Source organism: Pseudundibacterium arcticum (assembly GCF_042646465.1).
In the GTDB taxonomy this organism is placed as follows: Bacteria; Pseudomonadota; Gammaproteobacteria; order Burkholderiales; family Burkholderiaceae_D; genus Undibacterium_A; species Undibacterium_A arcticum.
This window is the reverse complement of sequence record NZ_JBHRTP010000036.1, coordinates 1-19,422: the sequence shown is the minus strand read 5'-3', so window position 1 is coordinate 19,422 and position 19,422 is coordinate 1. Positions and strand designations below refer to the sequence as shown.

Below are 19,422 nucleotides of genomic sequence, written 5' to 3'. Positions count from 1 at the left end.
CTCCAGAATTAGGTAGTGGGAATGCGCGCGGAATATGTCGAGTACTCAGCGTTTGCTCACTTATTGTTAATTTTTGCCAGATGGGCCTGCGCCTCCTCTACGCTGCGCGGCGGTGGACTCGGTTCGAGGCCGATCATCTTGGCGAGGTTGTTGCCAAGGTAATCCTCCAGCGTATCTTCATCGAGATTCAAGCCCTGCGGCGGCTCGAAGCACAGCACTTCGAGCAAACGCAGCCACATCCCCGGTTCATTCGGAGGCGTATCGGATCCGAACAAAATCTTGTGCTTAGGCAGTACTTTGGCGAACTCGACGATGCGCGATTGCAGACACCAACTGGACTCGCAATACACGTTCGGCATATCCATCGCCATCTGGAATGGCTCGAAGCAGTAGACACCACCGGTCTGCACGCCGAAGTGCGCCATGATGAAATTCACCGTTGGGAATTCCTTGATCATCGGCACCCATTCGGTCGGGATGCTGTACGGGCCATCGCCGGTGTGCAGCTTGACCAGCAAGCCGAGTTCAGCACATTTTTTTAACGCGGGACGCAGCCAATCGAGCGCGCGGTCAGGCCGGTACGCGTGCATATTGGCTTGGAACTGGACCATCTTGAAGCCGAGTTCCTGCGCGTAGTACTCGATTGCCTTCACGCCATTCTCTACGCCGCAGCGCGGGTTGTAGACGAAGCAGCCGAGTAAGCGATCGGGATATTTTTGCACTAGCTCGACCGTGTAGGCCATGTAGGCGTCGATCGACTCGCGACCGGAGAGCTCGCCGTCTGTCCAGGTGTAGATGGTGTTGCCTTGCGGCGGCTGGATGAAGGCTTTGTCGATTCGGCGTGGCTTGCCGTTGATCGTATAAGGGCCATCCATCATTTTGATCAAGCGTTCGCCGGTGAAGGGTTCACCGTCGTGTCGCCAGGCGAGATCGACGAGGTTGGTGGGATAACAACTGGTGTCGACAATCATGTGGGTTCTCCTCACAGTACTTCAGGTTGGGGATACGCAAGTCTCAAATCAAGATTTGCGCTCTGCTTCTGGAAGACTGTCAGGGGGGCGTGCTATAGAAGAATTGAAACCCCACTGACGAGTACTCCGCCAGTGAGCAATCTCCTATTGAACTGTTGCGGCTTTGCACCGCTGGATGTTCAATTGAACGCTTCTACCCACTTACAAGGGTAAGTTATACCTTTCTTGGAACTGGACAGTCAAGACGAAATTTATAAAAAATTTGATATATCGGTATTGCTGATAGATAGCGTGACGCTTTCAATGAATCGCATACGGATCAAGTAGGAACCGCATGCACTTAGACGGAGGGGACAGCAGGCAACTATTTTGCCAACAGCGATTTCGCCGCTGTGCTGACCAGTTCGCGCAACCATATGTGCTCGGGACCGTGGTGCATGCGTTCGTGCCACATTTGATAAAACCGCATCAATGGAAATTTGATCGGCACGGTAAAGCTCTTGAGCGGAAGAATTTTTTCATAGAATCGCATGAACTGGCGCCCGGTTGTCAGTACCAGATCGGTGCGTGTCAGCATATCTGGGATCAAACCAAAATATGCCGATTCGACTACGACGTTACGGCGCAAGTTTTGGCTGGCGAGAAAGGATTCAATGACGCCAAAATACCCGGGCAGCATCGGGGATGGCGCGATATGTGGCAAAGAAAAATAGTCTTCCACCGTCATCTCGTTGGGCCCGGTGCGCAGCGCATACGCGCAATCGCCCCGCATGACGCAGGCGATCTGGTCTTCAAACAGTGTGAATATATGTAGATGCTGCTGCGGCGGCTGGTCCCAGTTCGCGATGACCAGGTCGAGCTCGCCGTCGGACAGCAGCTTGATGTAGTCCGTTTTCGGCCCCAATCCATGAATGACTACGCGGCTCTTGGGCGATTCGCGCCTCACGCCGGCAACGATGCTTGGCAAAAACTGGCTATCCAGATAATCGGGCGCGGCGATATGAAATATTCGTCCTTCATATTCCGGCATGAACGACAATTTTTGCGCGAATAGACAATCGGTTCTATCCAGGATGCGTTTGGCCGGTTTGAGCAGGCTTTCCCCGTGCAGCGTGGGCACCATTCCGTGCCTGCCGCGCACCAGCAACGGATCACCGGTCAGGTCGCGCAGCTTGCGAAGAGATGTCGAGATAGAGGATTGCGGCAGGTTCAGCTTAAGTGCGACACGAGACACGCTTTTCTCGCAGAGAAGCAAATACAGGACCCGAATCAAATGGATGTCTAGATGGACTGGCAAGTCCGACATGGTGGCCTCGATATGAATAATGGGATGCCAAATAAACCGGATGTTCGATGAAGACGCAATCAAAAAAATCTATCTGGTAACGGCCTTAAAAAAACCGGATGATGTCGCATTTTTTTGCATCGATTTTTTATACCTATCCAAAAGCATCGGAGCCACAGAAAGTTGGTAAAAAAAGCGCTCGCAAGCGCTGGTTTCCATAGCCGCCAATCGGATCAGAAGCGATGGCGGACACCAAGGCCAAAGCTATTGCCTGCAGACTGCCTGGTGATCTTGTCGTTCATGTAAACCGCATACAGGTCTGTACGTTTGGACAGATCGTAATCGTAGCCGACGGAAGCGGTGTCACATTTTTGATCAGCGCCGAACGCTGCGCCGCTACGCTTGGTTTGTGCCCATGCCGCGAGGATTTTTCCACCGCCGACAGGCACGCTCACCCCAGCGAAAGCGTCTTGTCGGCGAAGTCGATATCATGCGAGGTTTTGCCATATGTCGCAAACAATTTGGCCGCGGTGAAGTCATAGCTGCCGCCGACCATCCATGCTGACTGGCGTGTTGCGAACTGCCCGGACGGCAATGGGATATTGCCAGCCGGCTGCACATTGCCGATTGGCGGACTGAGAGGGTTGTTGATCTTCAGATTGTGATAGAACGCGGTCAATGCCAGCGGGCCGCGGAAATAGAGGACGTTGGCACCAGCGTTGTACTTGCTGCTGCCGCCGGCGACTTCGCCGAACTGGTAGTGGATATTAGCGGTCAGACCACCCATATCGGGCGTGCGGTAAATAATCCCGTTGCTCCAGCCGGTATCGCCCTGCACTGAATTGCTCCAGCCGGACGCATTGAACAATGGCACATCCATCTGCAGAATGAGAGGCGAGAAAGTAAACGAATTGCCGAACGGATTGAATATGACAGATGACAGGAAATTCGGTGCCAGGCCGCGGCCTACCGAGACCGCGCCGAAGCTGCCGGCGAGTCCGACGTTGGCATCGCGCGACCAGAAAGTATCTCTCGGGAAGCGGCCGGATTGCCCGCTGTCGCCCTTGAAGTAGCTGGTCAGTGCGAACTTCGCTTTCAAGCCGCCGCCGAGATCTTCGCTGCCCTTGAAGCCGAACCACGACGTCGTCATGCCGCCGCTGTTGACCACGGAGCGGCCGGCAGTGTCTCCGCTATTGCGCATGGACCCGACATAGGTGTCGACCACACCGGTGACAGTGACGCTGGTCTGCGCGATGACCGGCGTCGTGAAGGCTCAACGAAGCCAAGAGCAGCAGTTTTTTTAATTTATAGCTGTTTTGTTGCATGGCATCTCCTGTTGTGATGCAAATTTTAATAAACCGAGGTTGGTTCCCGGACGGTGAAAACATCGATGTCCGCTGATCGGCATGCAGACCCGTCGTTCATGTGTCCTTCATCAAACACAACACGTCGGCGCGCGCCTGGGCGCGCAACTGCGCCATGTCCAAACCAGGAATCGCGTCATCTTCGACGACGATGCGGCCGTCGACCAACAGCCATTTCAGGCGAGGTCTGCCGGCGCTCACAACCGGGCCGATGGCCATATCGTGCAGACCGAAGTAACGCGGTGCATCAAGGTCATATACCGCCAGGTCGGCCGCTTGGCCGACGGCCAAAGTGCCGACCCCGTCGAAGCCCAGCATGCGTGCGCCGCCGGCCGTGGCCCAATGCACGACCTGCTCGACAGTGACGCTATCGGCGCCGGCCTCACCAGCGCCCTCCGGCCGCGGGCGGGTGGCGGCGCCCGCATGGGCCCGGTGCATCAGCCAGCAAAAATGCACCTCGCTGAGCATGTCGGCCGCTTCATTGGAGGCGGCGCCGTCGACTCCGATGGAAACCGCAGCGCCCAATCGGTCCAGCGCCGGCGCGCTGGCTATGCCGTCGGCCAGCCGTGCATTGCTTTGCGGGCAATGCGCCATGCCTGTACCGGACGCGCCCAAAATCCGCATCTCGGCATCGGTCAGATGCGTCAGATGCGCCAAGGAAACGTCGGGACCGATCCATTCGTTTTCGGCGAGATATTCGATCGGCAGGCAGCCAAACGCCTCGCGACAGTGCTCCATGAATGTGACTGATTCCGACATATGGGTGTGCATCGGAATGCCCATGCTGCGGGCAGCACTCGCGATCAGCTTCAGCTCGTTGCGCTGCACGGACACGGTGACCGTGGTCGGTGCCATGGCGACGCGCGTGCGCGGTCGCACCCCGTTTTGATGGAAGCGCGCCGCAGTGCGCTCGATCTCGGATATCATTCCGTCCAGGGTTTCTGGCTCGAAATAGTTTCGATCATTTGCTTCCAGCTTGCGGGTGACGGTCGCGCCGCCCCGATGCAACATGAACCGTACGCCCAGAGCGGCTGCTTCGTCGAACAGTGCGGCCGACGCATCGTAGGACATGCCGGGGTAATAGATGTAGTGATGGTCGGCGATGGTGGTGCATCCCGACAGCATCAGCTCGACAATGCCGATCCGTGCCGCCAGACGCAAGCGCTCTTCGTGGAAGGAGCGGCGATAGATAAAGGGAACGGCCTGCAGCCACGGGCTCAGAGTGAGATTGATTCCGGCCGGGACACCCTTGAGCAGCGACTGGAACAGATGGTGATGCGTGTTCACCCATCCCGGGTAGATAACGCAGTCGCGGGCGTCGAGAATCCGTTCGCCAGGTTGGGCCTCCAGATCGCGCCCCATTTCGATGATGACGCCCTGGTCGATGCGCAGGTCGCTGGCCGAGCTGCGGGCATCGTCGCCGCGTCTTCCGGTAAGGATGCTGTGTGCGTTTTTGATCAGAATGCTGTTTGTCATTTCCACGCTACTTTCTTCAAATCAAACGGGTCCGGCAGGGGTGGGTTTCATCTTCATGATTCAGCCCGCGCCGATGGGGCGACCTGCAGCTCAGCTGCCCCTGAGAGCAGTTGAGCTGCGCGACGCATTACTTCGGTGCTGTGCCTTCCACGCCTTTGACCAGATAGTTCATGTTGCTCATCTCCTCGTTCGTTACGACCTTGCCTGCAGCTACGCGTTCCTTGCCATCTTGATCGTAGATAGGTCCGGTAAACGGTTGTAGCTTGCCGTCGATGATGTCGCGTTCCAGGCTAGCAAGTTTGTCGCGCAGGTCGGCCGGCACAGCGCTATTTAGAGGTGCCATCTTGATCATGCCCTCGCGCAGCCCACCCAAGGCGCTGGTTGATTTCCAGCGACCGGCAAGTACGTCTTCCACCACTTTGACGTAGTAGGAACCCCAGGTTTGCATCACTGACGTCAGGTTGGTTTTGGGGCCGAACTTGGACATGTCCGAGTAGTAGCCGAGCGTGTACACACCTTTTTCTTCGGCCGTCGTGACGATAGAAACCCCGGAGGTCGCATAGGCAAGCACGTCGACGCCCAGCTTTGTCAGCGTATTGGCCGCGTCACGCTCCTTGCCCGGGTCGTACCACGCGTTCACCCAGATCAGTTTGACGTGCGCATTCGGGTTGACGCTGCGCATGCCCAAGGTAAACGCGTTCAGCCCTTGCAGCACCTCCGGGATCGGGAAGGCGCCGACATAACCGACCACTCCCTTCTTGCTCATGCTGCCAGCCAAAACTCCTTCCAGGTAGCGGCCCTCATAGTAGCGAGCGTTGTAGATGCCCAAGTTGGGTGCAGTCTTGTACCCGCTGCCGTTCATGAAAATGACATTGGGCGATTGCCGCGCTACTTTCAAGGTTGGCTCCATGAATCCGAACGATGGTGTGAATACGAGCTTGCAACCTTCCTGCACGAAATTTCGGATGACGCGCTCGGCATCAGGCCCCTCGGCGACGTTCTCGACGTATTTGGTCGTGATCTTGTTTCCCATCGCCGCGGCCAGTTCCTTGCGCGCCAGTTCATGCTGATAGGTCCAGCCGCTTTCACCAATTGGATTGGAGTATAGGAAGCAGGTTTTGAGTGGTTCGGATGCGTGGCCGGAGACGACAAAACCCAGACCAACGGCCAAACTGACGATAAAGCGATGCGTGCGGCGAAAATCGTGTGACATGTTGAGGCTCCTATCTTTTATAGTTGAACAACCAACGGATGACGCAAAGGATGCGACTTGGCTTACCCACACGGGCTTCAAAATCGCTGTGACGCTTCAGAAACTTCAGCTTCATGCATCGGGCCTGAACGGCTGCCCCAAGGAAACAGGGGCATTGAGCCGGATGGTGTGTACATTGCGTGAGATCAGCACCAGCACGACGATCGTTGCGAAATACGGCAGCGACGACAGCAACTGCGATGGCACATCGATCTTCAGGCCGGCGCCCTGGACGAACAGTTGCGAAATCATCACACCGCCGAACAAATACGCGCCAAGCACTACGCGCAGCGGACGCCAGGTGGCGAACACCACCAGTGCCAGCGCGATCCAGCCGCGTCCGGCAACCATGCCCTCTGCCCACAGCGGGGTGTAGTACACCGACATGAACGCGCCACCAATGCCCGCCATCGCACCACCGAACGCGACCGCTGCGTAACGCAGCGCGATCACCCGGTAACCCACCGAATGCGCCGCGGACGGCGACTCGCCCACCGCGCGCAACACCAGCCCCCAACGGCTTCGGTACAAAAACCAGATCACTGCGGCGACCAGCACCCATGAGAAATACACCAGCGACTGCTGATTGAAAAATGCAGGGCCGATGACCGGAATATCAGCGAGCCACGGAACGCGGATCGGCGGCACCATCGAGAGCGGCGCTGACTCGTACGGTTTGCCAATGAATGCCGACAGGCCGACGCCGAAGATCGCCAGCGCCAGGCCCGAAGCGACCTGATTAGCCAGCATGGTCAATGTCAGGAAGCCGAATACCAGCGACATTGCGCAGCCGGCAGCCATCCCGGCCAGCACAGAAGAAAACGGGCTGCCTCCGGAAAATCCCACGGCGAACGCTGCCACCGCGCCGACCGACATCATGCCTTCGGCCCCCAGGTTGAGCACGCCGGCTTTTTCGGTAACAAGCTCTCCCATCGCGACGAGAATCAAGGGCGTGCCGGCAACGATGGTGGCAGCAATGATTGAGGTGATCAGGTAGTTTTCCATATAAACTTTCTCCATGTCGCGGCGCCATCGAAACGAAGCCGGTAGCTGATGAACAGATCTGAGGCGAGCAGGAAGAACAGCAACATTCCCTGAAATACCTTGGAGATCGAGGACGGTAAGTTAATGAACTGCTGGGCCTGCTCGCCGCCCAAAAACAGCAGTGCCATCAACAAGCTGGCGAAGCAGATACCGATAGGATTGAGGCGTCCCACAAAAGCCACAATAATTGCCGCAAAGCCGTAGCCGCTGGAGATAGATTCGGTCAACTGACCCATCGGACCGGCCACTTCGGACATACCAGCCACACCGGCCATGGCGCCACCTGCCAGCAGGCCGATCCAGATGGTGCGCTGCGCCGAATAGCCGGCGTACCGCGCGGCAGCGTCGGCCTGACCCGCCACCTGCATCTGATAGCCGTAGAAACTGCGCTCCAAAAAAACGTAGCCCACCCCAAGCGCGGTCAGCGCCATCAGAAACGCAGTATTTAGACGGGTACCTTCGATTAGCAGCGGAAGCAGTGCAGAATCGGCGAACATCTTGGTCTGTGGAAAGTTGAAACCCTCCGGGTTTTTCCATGGGCCATGCACCAGCCACGAGCCAAAAAATTGGGCGATATAGACCAGCATCAGCGTGACCAGGATTTCATTGGCGCGGAAGCGGGTGCGCAGAAATGCAGGGATGGCCGCCCACAGCGCCCCGCCGATCGCGCCTGCCACGACCATTGCAGGTAGGAGCCAGACGCTGGCTACGTGCTGATAATGCAATGCGACACCGGTGGCGGAAATGGCGCCGAGGATGAATTGACCCTCAGCGCCGATGTTCCACACATTGGCCCGGTATCCGACCGCCAGTCCCACACCGATCAACATCAACGGCGTGGCCTTCAATAACAATTCGGACATGCCATACAGATCGTGCACCGGATTGAAAAAGAAGACCTTGAAGCTCTCGATCGGATTCTTGCCGAGCGCGGCAAACAGAATCAAGCTGCCCAGCAGCGTCAATACCACTGCAATCACGGGCGATAAATAGCGCATGCGTCGCGACGCCTCCGGACGCGCTTCCAGTCTAAGCAACATGCTGAATCTCCTTGGCGTTGACGCCCTGATTACTTTTTGCAGTACCGACGGCACTGACCCACATCCCGCTCATGCGCACTCCAATCTCCTCGACATTGGTATCGCTTGCAGGTGTGGCCGGCGAAAGCCGACCGCCGGCAATCACCGCAATGCGGTCGCTGATTTCAAATAGTTCATCCAGTTCTTCCGAGATCACCAGCACCGCCGCTCCTGCGTCGCGCAGGTCGAGCAGCGCCTGTCGAATGAAGGCTGCTGCGCCGACGTCCACACCCCAGGTCGGCTGCGCGACGATCAATAGGCTGGGCTGCTGCATGATCTCGCGCCCCACGATGAACTTCTGTAAGTTGCCGCCGGACAACGAACGCGCCGGCGCATCAGGTCCGCCGCATTTGACGTTGAAGCGTGCAATGCACCGCTCGGCAAAGTCGCGCATCACGGCGAAGCGGATCAGGCCGTAGCGCACCATGCCGCTGCCGTAGGCCGTCAGCAGCGCGTTCTGGGACAACGACATGCGCGGCACCGCGCCGCGGCCGAGTCGCTCCTCCGGCACGAAACACAGTCCGAGCGTGCGACGCTTGTCGGGGCCCATGCATCCCGCTGCGATGCCGCAAATCTGCACCGGCGACTTCTCGACCAGCGGCGCCTCGCCCGAGAGCGCGTAGAGCAGTTCCTGCTGCCCATTGCCGGAGACTCCGGCGATGCCGACGATCTCGCCCGACCTTACTTCCAGATGAATATCTTTGAGATCCACGCCGAACGGGTCATCCGACTTTTGTGACAGATGTTCCACGCGTAAGCGCAGCTCGCCTCCAGTACTGGGCGCACCGTGTTCGCATACCGGCAGATCCTTGCCAATCATCATGCGGGCCATCGACTTCGGCGTTTCCTGTGCCGGCACACAAGCGCCGGTGACCTTGCCAGCGCGCAGGACGGTGGCGGTGTGACAGAGTTCCTGGATTTCATCCAGCTTGTGGCTGATATACAGAATGCTGCAGCCTTCGTCGGCTAACTGGCGCAGGGTATCGAATAGCTTGCGCACCGCCTGCGGCGTCAGCACCGAAGTCGGCTCGTCCATGATCAGCAGGTTGGGATTTTGCAGCAGGCAGCGGATGATTTCTACCCGCTGGCGCTCGCCGACCGACAGCCCGTGAGTCAGGCGGCGCGGATCGACCGGCAATCCATATTTCTCCGACACTTTCTCGATCCGGCGCGCGAGGTAGCCGAGGTCAGGCCTGCCGGGCAGCGACAGCGCGACGTTTTCCACCACGCTGAGCGTCTCGAATAGTGAAAAGTGCTGGAACACCATGCCAATGCCGAGCTGGCGCGCGTGTGCCGGATTTTCAACCTGCACCGGAGCGCCTTCCCAAAACATTTCTCCCGACGTTTGTCGCGTCACGCCGTAAATGATTCTCATCAGCGTAGATTTGCCGGCGCCGTTCTCGCCCAGTACCGCATGAATTTCGCCCGGCATCACGCTCAGGTCGATGCCGTCGTTGGCAACCACCGACGGATAGACCTTGCAGATACCCCGCAACATAAGCCGCGGCGTGTTGGCTTTATCGCTCATTTGTTCTCCTCTGCGACGTCGTTTGTATCACGTACCGGCATTGGTGACAAACCTGGCACGCGCAGCGTCTCTCGAGGCGCCGCTTCGGCTGCATACACGCACTCGAGCAACCCTGTTTGCAAACTGCGCCGATCGAGGTTGCGGCCGATGAACACGACTTTGCTGGAACGCGTTGCGCTATCCCATGCATCCGCAGACCGCAGCTCCAGCACGCGATGCACCCCCTGCAACACGTAGCGCCTATCGTCACCGGCTATTGCAAGAATCCCTTTCAGCCGGAAGATGTCGTCGCCGTGGGTGGCCAGCAGTTGCGCCAGATGGGCGTCTAGCGCTTGCTTATTGAATGGCATGTCGAAAACAAATGAGACCGACTGGACAGAAGGGTCGTGCATATGGCCGTGGGCCGCACCACCCGCCTGCACGTGGTCATGCTCATGCTCATGCTCATGATCGTGCTCGCATGTGTCATCGCAAACGTGAGCGTGTTCGTGCTCGTCCAGAAAATGGGGATCGGTCGCCATCGCGGATGACGAAGAGAATCCACCGATGCCAAGGATCTTTGTGAGGTCGACCTGGGCGTGGCTTGAGCGCATGATCTGGGCTCCCGCGTTGATGCGGCGAATGCGCTTCTCTAGTGCAACGATTGCCGCTTCGTCGACCAAATCAGTCTTGTTGATAATGATGCGATCGGCTGCCACGATCTGATCGACCGCCTGGTTGTCAATGCCCTGCAGCTGGGGATCATCGAGGTGGCCTTCGATGTGCAGTGCATCCACCAGTGTCACTACCCCGTCGAGGCTCACTTGACGCGCGACCTCGTTGTCCATGAAAAAGGTGGCCGCGACCGGCGTCGGATCGGCCAGGCCGCTAGTCTCGACCAGGATATGGTCGAACTTCTCGCTGCGTGCCAGCAGCTTTTGCAGAATACGTACCAGGTCGGTGCGCACATCGATCACGCAACAGATGCAGCCATTGGTCATCTGGAAAATCTCTTCCTCAGATGTCAGTACTAGATCGGAGTCGACGTCGACTTCGCCAAACTCATTCTCGATCACTGCGATGCGGTGGCCATGTTTCTCTGTCAAGATGTAGTTGAGCAGCGTCGTTTTTCCCGAGCCCAGAAAACCGGTGAGTATCGTTACAGGAACCTGCTGCGATGCGGTGGTTGTGTTGTTGGTCATGATGGTTGCTTCTTTCATGTCTGCTCCGATATTGGTGGTGGGTCCCGATCAGGGGTGATGGAATAGCAGTGTGTGGCGCGACAACGCGCGAGAGACGTAACCGTGCCCTGCTTCGACATACCGGCCGGTCGGAAACGCGACCGTCTCCGGCGAGACGACGGGGCAAAAATTTGACTTGTTGCAACGACGACCGCATCAAATGCGGACGACTTAATGAGGAGGAATAATGAGTTATGCATTACAGCTCTTGGTAGAGAAAAATCACATCACTGTCGGATCGTCCAATGTTTCAATGTCTATCGGACGACAGTTTCACAGTGAGCAATCTCCCGCTTACCATCCTTCGGCATTGCGCCTTCGGATGCACAGCTGATCGCTTCTACCCACTCATGACGCTATTTAGATTTTCTATTCAAATCCATGTCAAGGACAAATTAAATGCTTATCAAGTGCTCTCGCGATACCGATTCTTTTACCAGCGCGGCGGTTTTTTTTAGTCCTTGCCAGCGCTGTAACAACCCGGCGTGCTCCACATTGAAAAGATCAAGGGTACGACCGACGGTATGGTTCACGATATCGTCGATCGTGCCTGGCAGATTGTAGAAGGCCGGCATAGGGGGAGCCACGATCGCCCCCAACTCGGTTACCGCAGTCATGTTACGCAGGTGTGCAAGATTAAGCGGGGTCTCACGCGCCAGCAACACCAGCCGACGGCGTTCTTTCAGCATGACGTCGGCGGCGCGTGTGATCAAATTATCGGCGAGGCCATGTGCGACAGCTGCGAGCGTTCGCATAGAACACGGGGCAATCACCATGCCATCGCATTGAAACGACCCACTTGCAATCGAGGCGCCAATGTCGCGCACGTTGTGCACTACGTCCGCCAATGCCTCGATTTCCGGCCGTCGCATTGTCAGCTCATGCAGCGCCGTCAGTGCTCCTGAAGAAGAGATCACCAGATGACTCTCCCAATCGTCCAGCTGCGACAAAACCTGTAGCATCCGCACGCCATACACGGCGCCGCTTGCGCCAGTGATCGCAACCACCAGACGTTTTTTCATGGTGCTCCTTCACACAAATCTATGGAGGGGCGCTGGCGCTGCGCAGTTTTCGCATTCTCGATACGCGCTTCGTCCAGTAACGGCACACCATTTTTGACTGCAGTCATTTCAGCCAGAATCGAAATCGCAACTTCGGCCGGCGTTTTGCTGCCGATGTAAACCCCGATCGGACCATGCAGCTTGCTCAATTGGGCGTCACTCACATCAAATAGTTTGAGGCGTTCGCGACGTTTCGCGTTGTTCACGCGCGAGCCGATCGCACCGACGTAAAATGCATCTGAGCGCAGCGCTTCCATCAATACCAAGTCGTCCAGCTTGGGATCGTGCGTCAGCGCAATGACTGCGCTGTGACTGTCAAGTTTCATCTCTATCGCAAGATCGTCCGGCATCGCATGAATTACCTCGACGCCTGCAACCTGCCATCCCTCACGGTATTCTTCGCGCGGATCACAGACCGTGACGTGGTAATCCATGCCAATCGCAATTTGCGCCAGGAAGCGCGACAACTGTCCGGCGCCGACGATCAGCAAGCGCCAGCGCGGGCCGTGTATGGTGGTCATCGCAGTTTCAGAGACTTGCATGCTCATGCCGGTTGTGGCTGGTCCAAGTGTCACTGCTCCCGATGACAGATAAAGCCGGCGCGCGACCAACTCATTTTTCGACAAACGTTGCAGAAGTTCGGTGACGCGGCTGTCGTTCGACAATGGTTCGATTGCCAGCTGAATCGTGCCGCCGCACGGCAATCCGAAGCGATGGGCCTCGTCTGCTGTAATTCCATAGGTGACAATCTCGGGTCTGGTGCGTGTAATACCTTCCCTGCGCACGCGGTCGATCAGATCGTCTTCGATGCAACCGCCCGATACCGAACCGACCACACAACCGTCGTCGCAAATCGCCAGCATCGCCCCTTCCGGTCGCGGACTAGAGCCCCACGTCCTGATGACCGTCACCAGTTCACATGGACGTCCATCAGAAATCCATTCCTCACAGGATTTCAATACTTCGAGATTGATGCTATCCATATTGCTCCGACACGATAAGTTTCTGCTTGTAGACGATTGTGCTTGTTGCGGTTTCTGATCAGTGCGCCTTCACAGGGTTATCCTCAAATGTGAAACCTTCGTAAGCTGCCGTGCTCCGATAGTTGAAGAGCAGGTTCAACGCCACTGCCGCGAACCCTCCGAGCAGAATCCCGTTTTGAAAAAACTTGGCCACGAGTTCGGGGAGTTGCGTGAAGAACCGATCTGCCACCAATGGAATCATCCCGAGGCCGAGGCTGACGGCCACGATGTAGAGATTCTTGCTATTGTTGGCGAAATCGACGCGCGTCAAAATTTTGATGCCGGCCGCTGCCACCATGCCGAACATCACGACGGCCGCGCCGCCAAGCACGTACTGCGGGATCGAAGCCGCAAGAAATGCCATCTTGGGCAGGCATCCAAGAACGACCAGGATCGCACCAGCCGCGGCGCATACCCACCGGCTGCGCACACCCGTCATCTGAACCAGTCCGATATTCTGCGAATACGACGTATAGCTGAATGTGCCGAAGATGCCGCCGATGATATTGCCGATGCCGTCGGCACGCAGTCCGCGCGCGAGGTCATTCTTCGATATTGGCCGTCCGGTGATGTCACCCAGTGCGAGAAACAGCCCTGTGGATTCGATCATCATGACCAGCATGACGACGCTTAGCGTGACAATCGACAGCAGATCGAACGTCGGCAAGCCAAAGTGAAACGGCCTGATCAAGTTAAACCATCCGGCAGTGGCTACGCCGGCGAAACTCACTTTGCCGAGCGTGACCGCGATGAAAAAACCTAGCGTGATTCCCAACAACACCGAGATGTTGGCGACGAAGCCCTTAACGAAGGCGGTGCAGAGCAGCACCGACAGGAGCACAGTTCCAGCAATGGCCAGATTCACCGGAACGCCGTAGAGCGGATTGGGAGTCGGCCCGGTCGGACTCGACATCATCGGTTGACCTCCTGCAGCCCAGTTGATGCCGACTCGCATCAGCGAGATACCGATCACCAGCACCACGGAACCGGTAACGATCGGCGGGAACCAGCGGACCAAGCCGCTCATGTAAGGCGCCACCAGATACGTGAAGATCCCCGAGACGATCACCGCACCGAAAACCGCCTGCATGCCGAGCTCCGGGTTGGTGCCAGTCGCGATAATCGGTGCAATCGCGGTGAAAGCCACGCCCATCATCACGGGGAGCCGGATGCCAATATTCCATACACCAATGCACTGAAGCATCGTCACGAGGCCGCAGCAAAACAGATCGGCGCTGATCAGGAACGCGATTTCATCCTTCGGCATCTTCAGCGCACCGCCAATGATGAGAGGAACTGCGATGGCTCCCGCATACATCACCAGCACGTGTTGCAAGCCCAATATGAAAAGCTTAGGGGCTGGAAGAATTTCGTCGACGGTATTCACTTGCGCAGAATTGCTCATGTTGTCTCCTACTTTTATTCGCCCGATTTCCTGAGATGGCATCCCCGGCGATACGCTAGAGTCGGTGAAGCGCGAGACCAGAGTGCCACTTCGTCAGTTATCGGTAAATAGCTAGAAAATATTTATCAATCGTGTTACTCGATGAATTAGATCATTTGCCAAATACACGCTTTTATGGCGGTCAGGTTGCCGCAAGCAATTGCCAAACTTGGCCTTCTCGGTTGAATATCGCCAGCAATCGCCCCACGCTTTTCCGCACGCCTCCCTGTTAAGTCGATTTCAAAAATAGAATTTTTCCATGTGAGCAACTGTTTGCGATATAGCATTGAGGCAAGCTTTCCAATGCGTCATGCGGTCGCTCTTCGTTATAGCTAAAACTGTTTGGCGAATTGCCGTCAAGGTGCACAGCGCACGCGCCACACAGCGCCGCACTGCAACCGAATTTCGTGCTTGCCAGATTTAAGTGCTCGCGCAACACCCACAGCACCGGTGTATCGGGCTCGACTTTGACCGGGTACGATTTACCGTTGACGTTTACATGGATCATGTCCGCTCTCATGGCTCTCTTTGTTTGTCTCTATCGCAATGCGGATACCCGTCATCTGTGCTGGGCGCGCTTGCTTTCGCTATGAATTCGTGCTGAGTATGGGTAAACCGCGTTGGTATGTACAATATATTCTTTACCCTTGATTGATATCTACAGAGTATGGATCTGCGCCTTTTACGCTATTTCTCTGTGCTCGCGGAAGAACTCCATTTTGGGCGTGCGGCTACCCGCCTCCACATGTCGCAACCGCCGCTGAGTCAGCAAATTCGCTTACTGGAATTGGAATTAGGAACGCCACTGTTCTTGCGGACGCAACGGCGGGTCGAACTGACAGCCGCGGGCGTCGCGTTAAAAGAACAAGCGCCGTTGGTATTTGCGCAAATGGAGCGCGCGGTCGATCTCACCCGGCAAGCCGGGCGCGGTCATCTGGGCAAACTGGAAATCGGGATGATCAGCTCGGTCATGGTCGGCATCCTGCCGCACACCCTGCGCGTGTTCCAGGAACGCTACCCCGATGTGAAATGGACGCTGCGCGAGCTGATGCCTGCCGCACAGCTGGAAGCGTTGAAGGAGAGGCGCCTCGACCTTTGTTTCTTTCGCACCGCGCAAGACGATGCACAACTGGCCAGCGAGCCGCTCTCAAGCGAGGCGATCGCGGCCGTATTACCGCAAGGTCACCGTCTCGCTAAACGTACCCGCTTGCAGTTGGCAGACTTGGCAGAAGAGCCGTTCATATTCTTTAAGCTCGGCCAATCGCAATTCGCAGAGTATTTGCGGCAATGCTGTATCGAAGCCGGCTTTACACCGCGCATCCACCAGCAGGTAGTCGAAGTGCAGACCTTACTTGGTCTTGTAAGAGAGGGATTGGGTATTGCGCTGCTGCCCGCATCGACCGCGCATTTTGTTCATAGCGGTATCGTCTATCGCGCGCTGACACAGCCGGCGCCGCAGACCACGCTCTATGCGATCTATCGCAAGGAAGACCCGTCGCCGGTCTTGCAGGTTTTTTTGGAAACCGTGCGGGAGCTAGTTGCGCAAGAATCAGATAAGTGAGGCCCGCACCCTCGCTACATTTGCAGTGATGTCACGCAGCATAGACAAACATTCGGTATTGGGGGTAGTCGTCCTTTTCGTGCATAACCCCGTGCACGAAAAGGACGACTACCCCAGATCAAACGGTTTGCTGACGAAATCCTTCGCGCCGGCTTGCAGCGCGCGCAGCTTGTGACCCGGTTGGGCGGTGATCACGAGGACCGGTAGGTAGCTGTCCGTTTCGATTTCCTTCAAGCCCTCCATCACCTGGAATCCATCCATGCCGGGCATCTGCAGATCGAGCAGGATCAGGTCGTAGCGGTTTTTTCGGTGCAGCGCGCAGACCGCATGCGGATCCATCGTCGACGTGATAGAAGTGTAGCCGGCACCGCGCAGCATCCGCTCGAGCAGCAGGACATTGGCTTCCATGTCGTCAACGACAAGGACGCTGGCGTCAAGTAGGTCGGATGAACTGATCATCGCATGCGTCCTGCCTCATTGGCGCTGATTAACCCTCGCGAATGCCAGTGCCACGTTCAGCGCGTCCATGAACTCATCGAGCTTGATTGGCTTGGTAACGTAGCGAAAGAATCCTGCCTGCATGCCCTTCTCGATGTCGCGTGGCATCGCATTGGCACTGAGGGCGACAACCGGGATGTGCGCCGTTGCCGGGTCGTCGCGCAGGATTTTCAGGGCGTCAACTCCGCTGATGTCCGGCAGATTGATGTCCATCACGATCACCTCCGGCTGCGCGGTGCGCGCCAGCGCGATGCCGAGCTGCCCGTTCACCGCGGTTAGCAGGCGCATCTCGGTGTTGCGCGCGATGAGTTGTTCGACCAGTTCCAGGTTCGCCGGGTTGTCCTCGACATAGAGCAAGGTGTGCAGCGACGCGCCATTCTGAACTTGCGCTTTGGCAAGCATGGCGGGTTCGGCTGCGCCAGTCGTGACTTGTGGCGCGGCTGCCGAGCGTAGTTCGAACCAAAACACGCTTCCCGCGCCGACGGTACTTTCTGCGCCGATCGCGCCCCCCATCAGTTCGACTAGCCGCTTGGCGACCACGAGGCCGATGCCGGTGCCTTCCTCGGCGCCGGCTTCTTGTCCGAGACGATTGAACGGCTGGAACAGCTGCGCCAGCTTGTCCGGCGGCAATCCTGCGCCGGTGTCCCTGACGCTGACGCACATGCGTTCCGAGATGCGCGCGCTGCACGTGACCTCGACCGTTCCCTGTGCGCGGTTGTATTTGATCGCGTTGGACAGCAGGTTGATCAGGATCTGCTTGACCCGAGTCCGGTCGCCATGGACAAAGCAAGGGAGGTCGAACCGGGGAAAGGTCATGCGAATGCCCCGCTGTTGCGCCTGCGGTTCGATCATCCCCTGGCATTCACGCATGACTTCGGCCAGCGACACCGGTTCCTGCGACAGCGACACCTGGCCGGACTCGATCTTTGCGAGATCGAGCACTTCATTGATCAGCTCCAGCAGATGCCATCCGGCCCGGAGAATCTGATCGATGCTGGCCTGCTGCGAGGGCGTCGGCGGCGGGGAATCGGACGCCATCAGCTGCGCGAAACCGAGGATCGCATTCAGCGGGCTGCGCAGCTCATGGCTCATGCCGGAAAGGAAATCCGATTTCGCGCGGTTCGCGCTTTCGGCCGCTGCCTGCAGTTGCTTTTGGTCCTCGATGTCGGTGCTGGTCCCAACCCATTTGACGATATGTCCATTGGAGTCTTTCACCGGTAATGCGCGGCCAAGATGCCATCGATAGACGCCATCGGACGCTCTTTTCAAGCGGTATTCAATCTCATAAGCCTCACCGCTCTCTAATGCGCTCGTCCTGCGATCGATCACAGGTTGCAAATCATCCGGGTGGAATACTAGACTCCTCCAATCCCCGAATTGGCCTTGCTCCAACGTGAGTCCTGTATAGGTGATCCACCGTTGGTTGCAGTACTCCTCTCTGCCATCCGGACTGATTGTCCACACGAGTTGGGGGATCGCATCTGCAAGCGATCTAAAGCGCCGTTCGCCCTCATCAATTTCACCCGCTAAAGAAGGCAATTTTCCCGGCGGTTGGGGATGTCGTTTTCGCATGTTCGCCTACCTCAATAAGCTTAAATACAACTTTTTCGCACCGCGCCCAGGCGTTCCGCGTCGAGGCTCACCGGTCGTCCAGTTCCACCAACCCGTGCATTGCTGAACCCGTTCACCCATCACCGGATCTTGCACAATATAGTGTGTGCCGTGATCCAGGACAGGTCAAGCTGCTAGGATAAGCGCAAAGCGGGCATGCCGCCCCTGTTCGAGACCATCAGGCAGGGCCCAGAACCCTTTCTGCAGGGCAGTTTGCTGGCGTGAAACAAGGACGCGTCCATGTATGGTGCAAATTAAAGAATTTTGACGACTCAATTTCTTCATGCCGCAAAACTTGGCGTGGTTCAAAAGGTGCCATTTTTGGCTGACACAGGCAAAGGGAATCCTTCCACCTGTGAAGGAGGGATTTCAGTTTGAAGGGGCGATGCCGAGGGAGGCTGGTCGGCCTCCCCGTGGGTCAAGCCCGCTTGGGCTGAAGTGGCCCCAAGCCCAGAAGCGTGAGCCAGTGAGGATGGCCTTGTCCTGTCATCAATTGCTTGGGACTTTTGCCTACATGCGCGGGACGCCGGCTGCGTAGGAAGCACCGATGGTTCAGGAAGGACTGCAGCAAACTCGGTACGCGATAGCGGACCTTGGCAAATCCCCACAGACGCTTCACCACGGCAAAGACGTGCTCGACCCTGGACCGGATCTTCGATTTGTTGCGGTTCTTGCCGCGCGCAATTTCGTCAACTTCTCCTGATTTGCGCGTGCGCTGATTCGTGAAGTCCTTGGCCTTCGGGGCTTTACCCTGTATCAGCTTCTTTTGGCTGGCGTAGGCGCTGTCGCCGTAGACGCGCCTTTCCTGTCCGTGCAACAGGTCGGGCAAGGGATGTTTGTCATGCACGTTGGCCGCTGTCACGACGGCGCTATGCGTCAACCCGCTCTGGCTGTCGACGCCGATGTGCAGCTTCATCCCGAAGTGGTGAGTCGGCCGAGGGAGCTTCCCCCTCAGCCGCTCGCAGGTAGGGTCGAGCACTGGCGCGTTGATTTAGGCCGATATCTA

Annotated in this window: 18 protein-coding genes and 1 pseudogene; 1 reads left to right on the top strand and 18 read right to left on the bottom strand. The window is 57.2% G+C overall.

From position 1 onward, the window contains the following. Window positions 1-56 precede the first annotated feature (56 nt). From ACFOFO_RS12115 to ACFOFO_RS12045, 15 genes are all read right to left on the bottom strand, one after another. A complete protein-coding gene (locus ACFOFO_RS12115; protein WP_390323271.1) occupies window positions 57-971 on the bottom strand; it encodes an amidohydrolase family protein in 915 nt (304 codons plus the stop codon). Window positions 972-1,335: 364 nt separating this feature from the next. Next, the gene (locus ACFOFO_RS12110) at window positions 1,336-2,277 is read right to left on the bottom strand and encodes a LysR substrate-binding domain-containing protein (protein ID WP_390331611.1); all 942 of its coding nucleotides are present in this window, start codon (window positions 2,275-2,277) and stop codon (window positions 1,336-1,338) included. Window positions 2,278-2,489: 212 nt separating this feature from the next. Beyond that, window positions 2,490-2,705 carry a porin gene (locus ACFOFO_RS12105; protein WP_390331610.1) on the bottom strand — a complete coding sequence of 72 codons (216 nt, stop codon included), beginning with the start codon at window positions 2,703-2,705 and terminating at the stop codon, window positions 2,490-2,492. Window positions 2,706-2,707: 2 nt separating this feature from the next. Continuing rightward, on the bottom strand, window positions 2,708-3,481 hold the full coding sequence (locus ACFOFO_RS12100) for a porin (RefSeq protein ID WP_390331608.1): 774 nt from the start codon (window positions 3,479-3,481) through the stop codon (window positions 2,708-2,710). Window positions 3,482-3,677: 196 nt separating this feature from the next. After that, window positions 3,678-5,096: an amidohydrolase family protein gene (locus tag ACFOFO_RS12095; protein WP_390323267.1), complete on the bottom strand. Its 1,419-nt coding sequence runs from the start codon at window positions 5,094-5,096 to the stop codon at window positions 3,678-3,680. A gap of 127 nt (window positions 5,097-5,223) precedes the next feature. Beyond that, on the bottom strand, window positions 5,224-6,309 hold the full coding sequence (locus tag ACFOFO_RS12090) for a BMP family ABC transporter substrate-binding protein (protein ID WP_390331606.1): 1,086 nt from the start codon (window positions 6,307-6,309) through the stop codon (window positions 5,224-5,226). Between the two features lie 111 nt (window positions 6,310-6,420). After that, on the bottom strand, window positions 6,421-7,353 hold the full coding sequence (locus tag ACFOFO_RS12085; protein WP_390323265.1) for an ABC transporter permease: 933 nt from the start codon (window positions 7,351-7,353) through the stop codon (window positions 6,421-6,423). Further along, window positions 7,338-8,432 carry an ABC transporter permease gene (locus ACFOFO_RS12080; protein WP_390323263.1) on the bottom strand — a complete coding sequence of 365 codons (1,095 nt, stop codon included), beginning with the start codon at window positions 8,430-8,432 and terminating at the stop codon, window positions 7,338-7,340. The genes ACFOFO_RS12085 and ACFOFO_RS12080 overlap by 16 nt, the downstream gene beginning before the upstream one ends. Next, the gene (locus ACFOFO_RS12075; protein WP_390323262.1) at window positions 8,422-9,999 is read right to left on the bottom strand and encodes an ABC transporter ATP-binding protein; all 1,578 of its coding nucleotides are present in this window, start codon (window positions 9,997-9,999) and stop codon (window positions 8,422-8,424) included. Before ACFOFO_RS12075 ends, ACFOFO_RS12080 begins: the two co-directional genes overlap by 11 nt. Next, window positions 9,996-11,198, bottom strand: coding sequence for a CobW family GTP-binding protein (locus tag ACFOFO_RS12070; protein ID WP_390323260.1), 1,203 nt, complete (start codon window positions 11,196-11,198; stop codon window positions 9,996-9,998). Before ACFOFO_RS12070 ends, ACFOFO_RS12075 begins: the two co-directional genes overlap by 4 nt. 416 nt (window positions 11,199-11,614) lie before the next feature. After that, the gene (locus ACFOFO_RS12065; RefSeq protein WP_390331605.1) at window positions 11,615-12,241 is read right to left on the bottom strand and encodes a UbiX family flavin prenyltransferase; all 627 of its coding nucleotides are present in this window, start codon (window positions 12,239-12,241) and stop codon (window positions 11,615-11,617) included. Further along, window positions 12,238-13,263, bottom strand: a complete 1,026-nt coding sequence (locus ACFOFO_RS12060; RefSeq protein ID WP_390331604.1) for an XdhC family protein — start codon at window positions 13,261-13,263, stop codon at window positions 12,238-12,240. The genes ACFOFO_RS12065 and ACFOFO_RS12060 overlap by 4 nt, the downstream gene beginning before the upstream one ends. Before the next feature lie 58 nt (window positions 13,264-13,321). Then, window positions 13,322-14,707 carry a nucleobase:cation symporter-2 family protein gene (locus ACFOFO_RS12055; protein ID WP_390323254.1) on the bottom strand — a complete coding sequence of 462 codons (1,386 nt, stop codon included), beginning with the start codon at window positions 14,705-14,707 and terminating at the stop codon, window positions 13,322-13,324. Between the two features lie 146 nt (window positions 14,708-14,853). Beyond that, on the bottom strand, window positions 14,854-15,033 hold the full coding sequence (locus tag ACFOFO_RS12050) for a hypothetical protein (RefSeq protein ID WP_390328349.1): 180 nt from the start codon (window positions 15,031-15,033) through the stop codon (window positions 14,854-14,856). Further along, the gene (locus ACFOFO_RS12045) at window positions 14,976-15,254 is read right to left on the bottom strand and encodes a (2Fe-2S)-binding protein (protein ID WP_390327976.1); all 279 of its coding nucleotides are present in this window, start codon (window positions 15,252-15,254) and stop codon (window positions 14,976-14,978) included. Before ACFOFO_RS12045 ends, ACFOFO_RS12050 begins: the two co-directional genes overlap by 58 nt. A gap of 159 nt (window positions 15,255-15,413) precedes the next feature. On the opposite strand from ACFOFO_RS12045, the gene ACFOFO_RS12040 reads away from it, so the two are divergent. After that, complete coding sequence (locus ACFOFO_RS12040; RefSeq protein WP_390323253.1) at window positions 15,414-16,307, top strand: LysR family transcriptional regulator; 894 nt, start codon at window positions 15,414-15,416, stop codon at window positions 16,305-16,307. 108 nt (window positions 16,308-16,415) lie between these two features. On the opposite strand, the gene ACFOFO_RS12035 is transcribed toward ACFOFO_RS12040, so the two are convergent. From ACFOFO_RS12035 to ACFOFO_RS12025, 3 genes and pseudogenes are all read right to left on the bottom strand, one after another. Then, window positions 16,416-16,766: a response regulator gene (locus tag ACFOFO_RS12035; RefSeq protein WP_390323251.1), complete on the bottom strand. Its 351-nt coding sequence runs from the start codon at window positions 16,764-16,766 to the stop codon at window positions 16,416-16,418. Between the two features lie 15 nt (window positions 16,767-16,781). Then, the gene (locus ACFOFO_RS12030) at window positions 16,782-18,377 is read right to left on the bottom strand and encodes an ATP-binding response regulator (protein WP_390323250.1); all 1,596 of its coding nucleotides are present in this window, start codon (window positions 18,375-18,377) and stop codon (window positions 16,782-16,784) included. A gap of 457 nt (window positions 18,378-18,834) precedes the next feature. Continuing rightward, window positions 18,835-19,341 (bottom strand): annotated as a pseudogene (locus ACFOFO_RS12025) (transposase); the annotation flags it as partial. Window positions 19,342-19,422 lie beyond the last annotated feature (81 nt).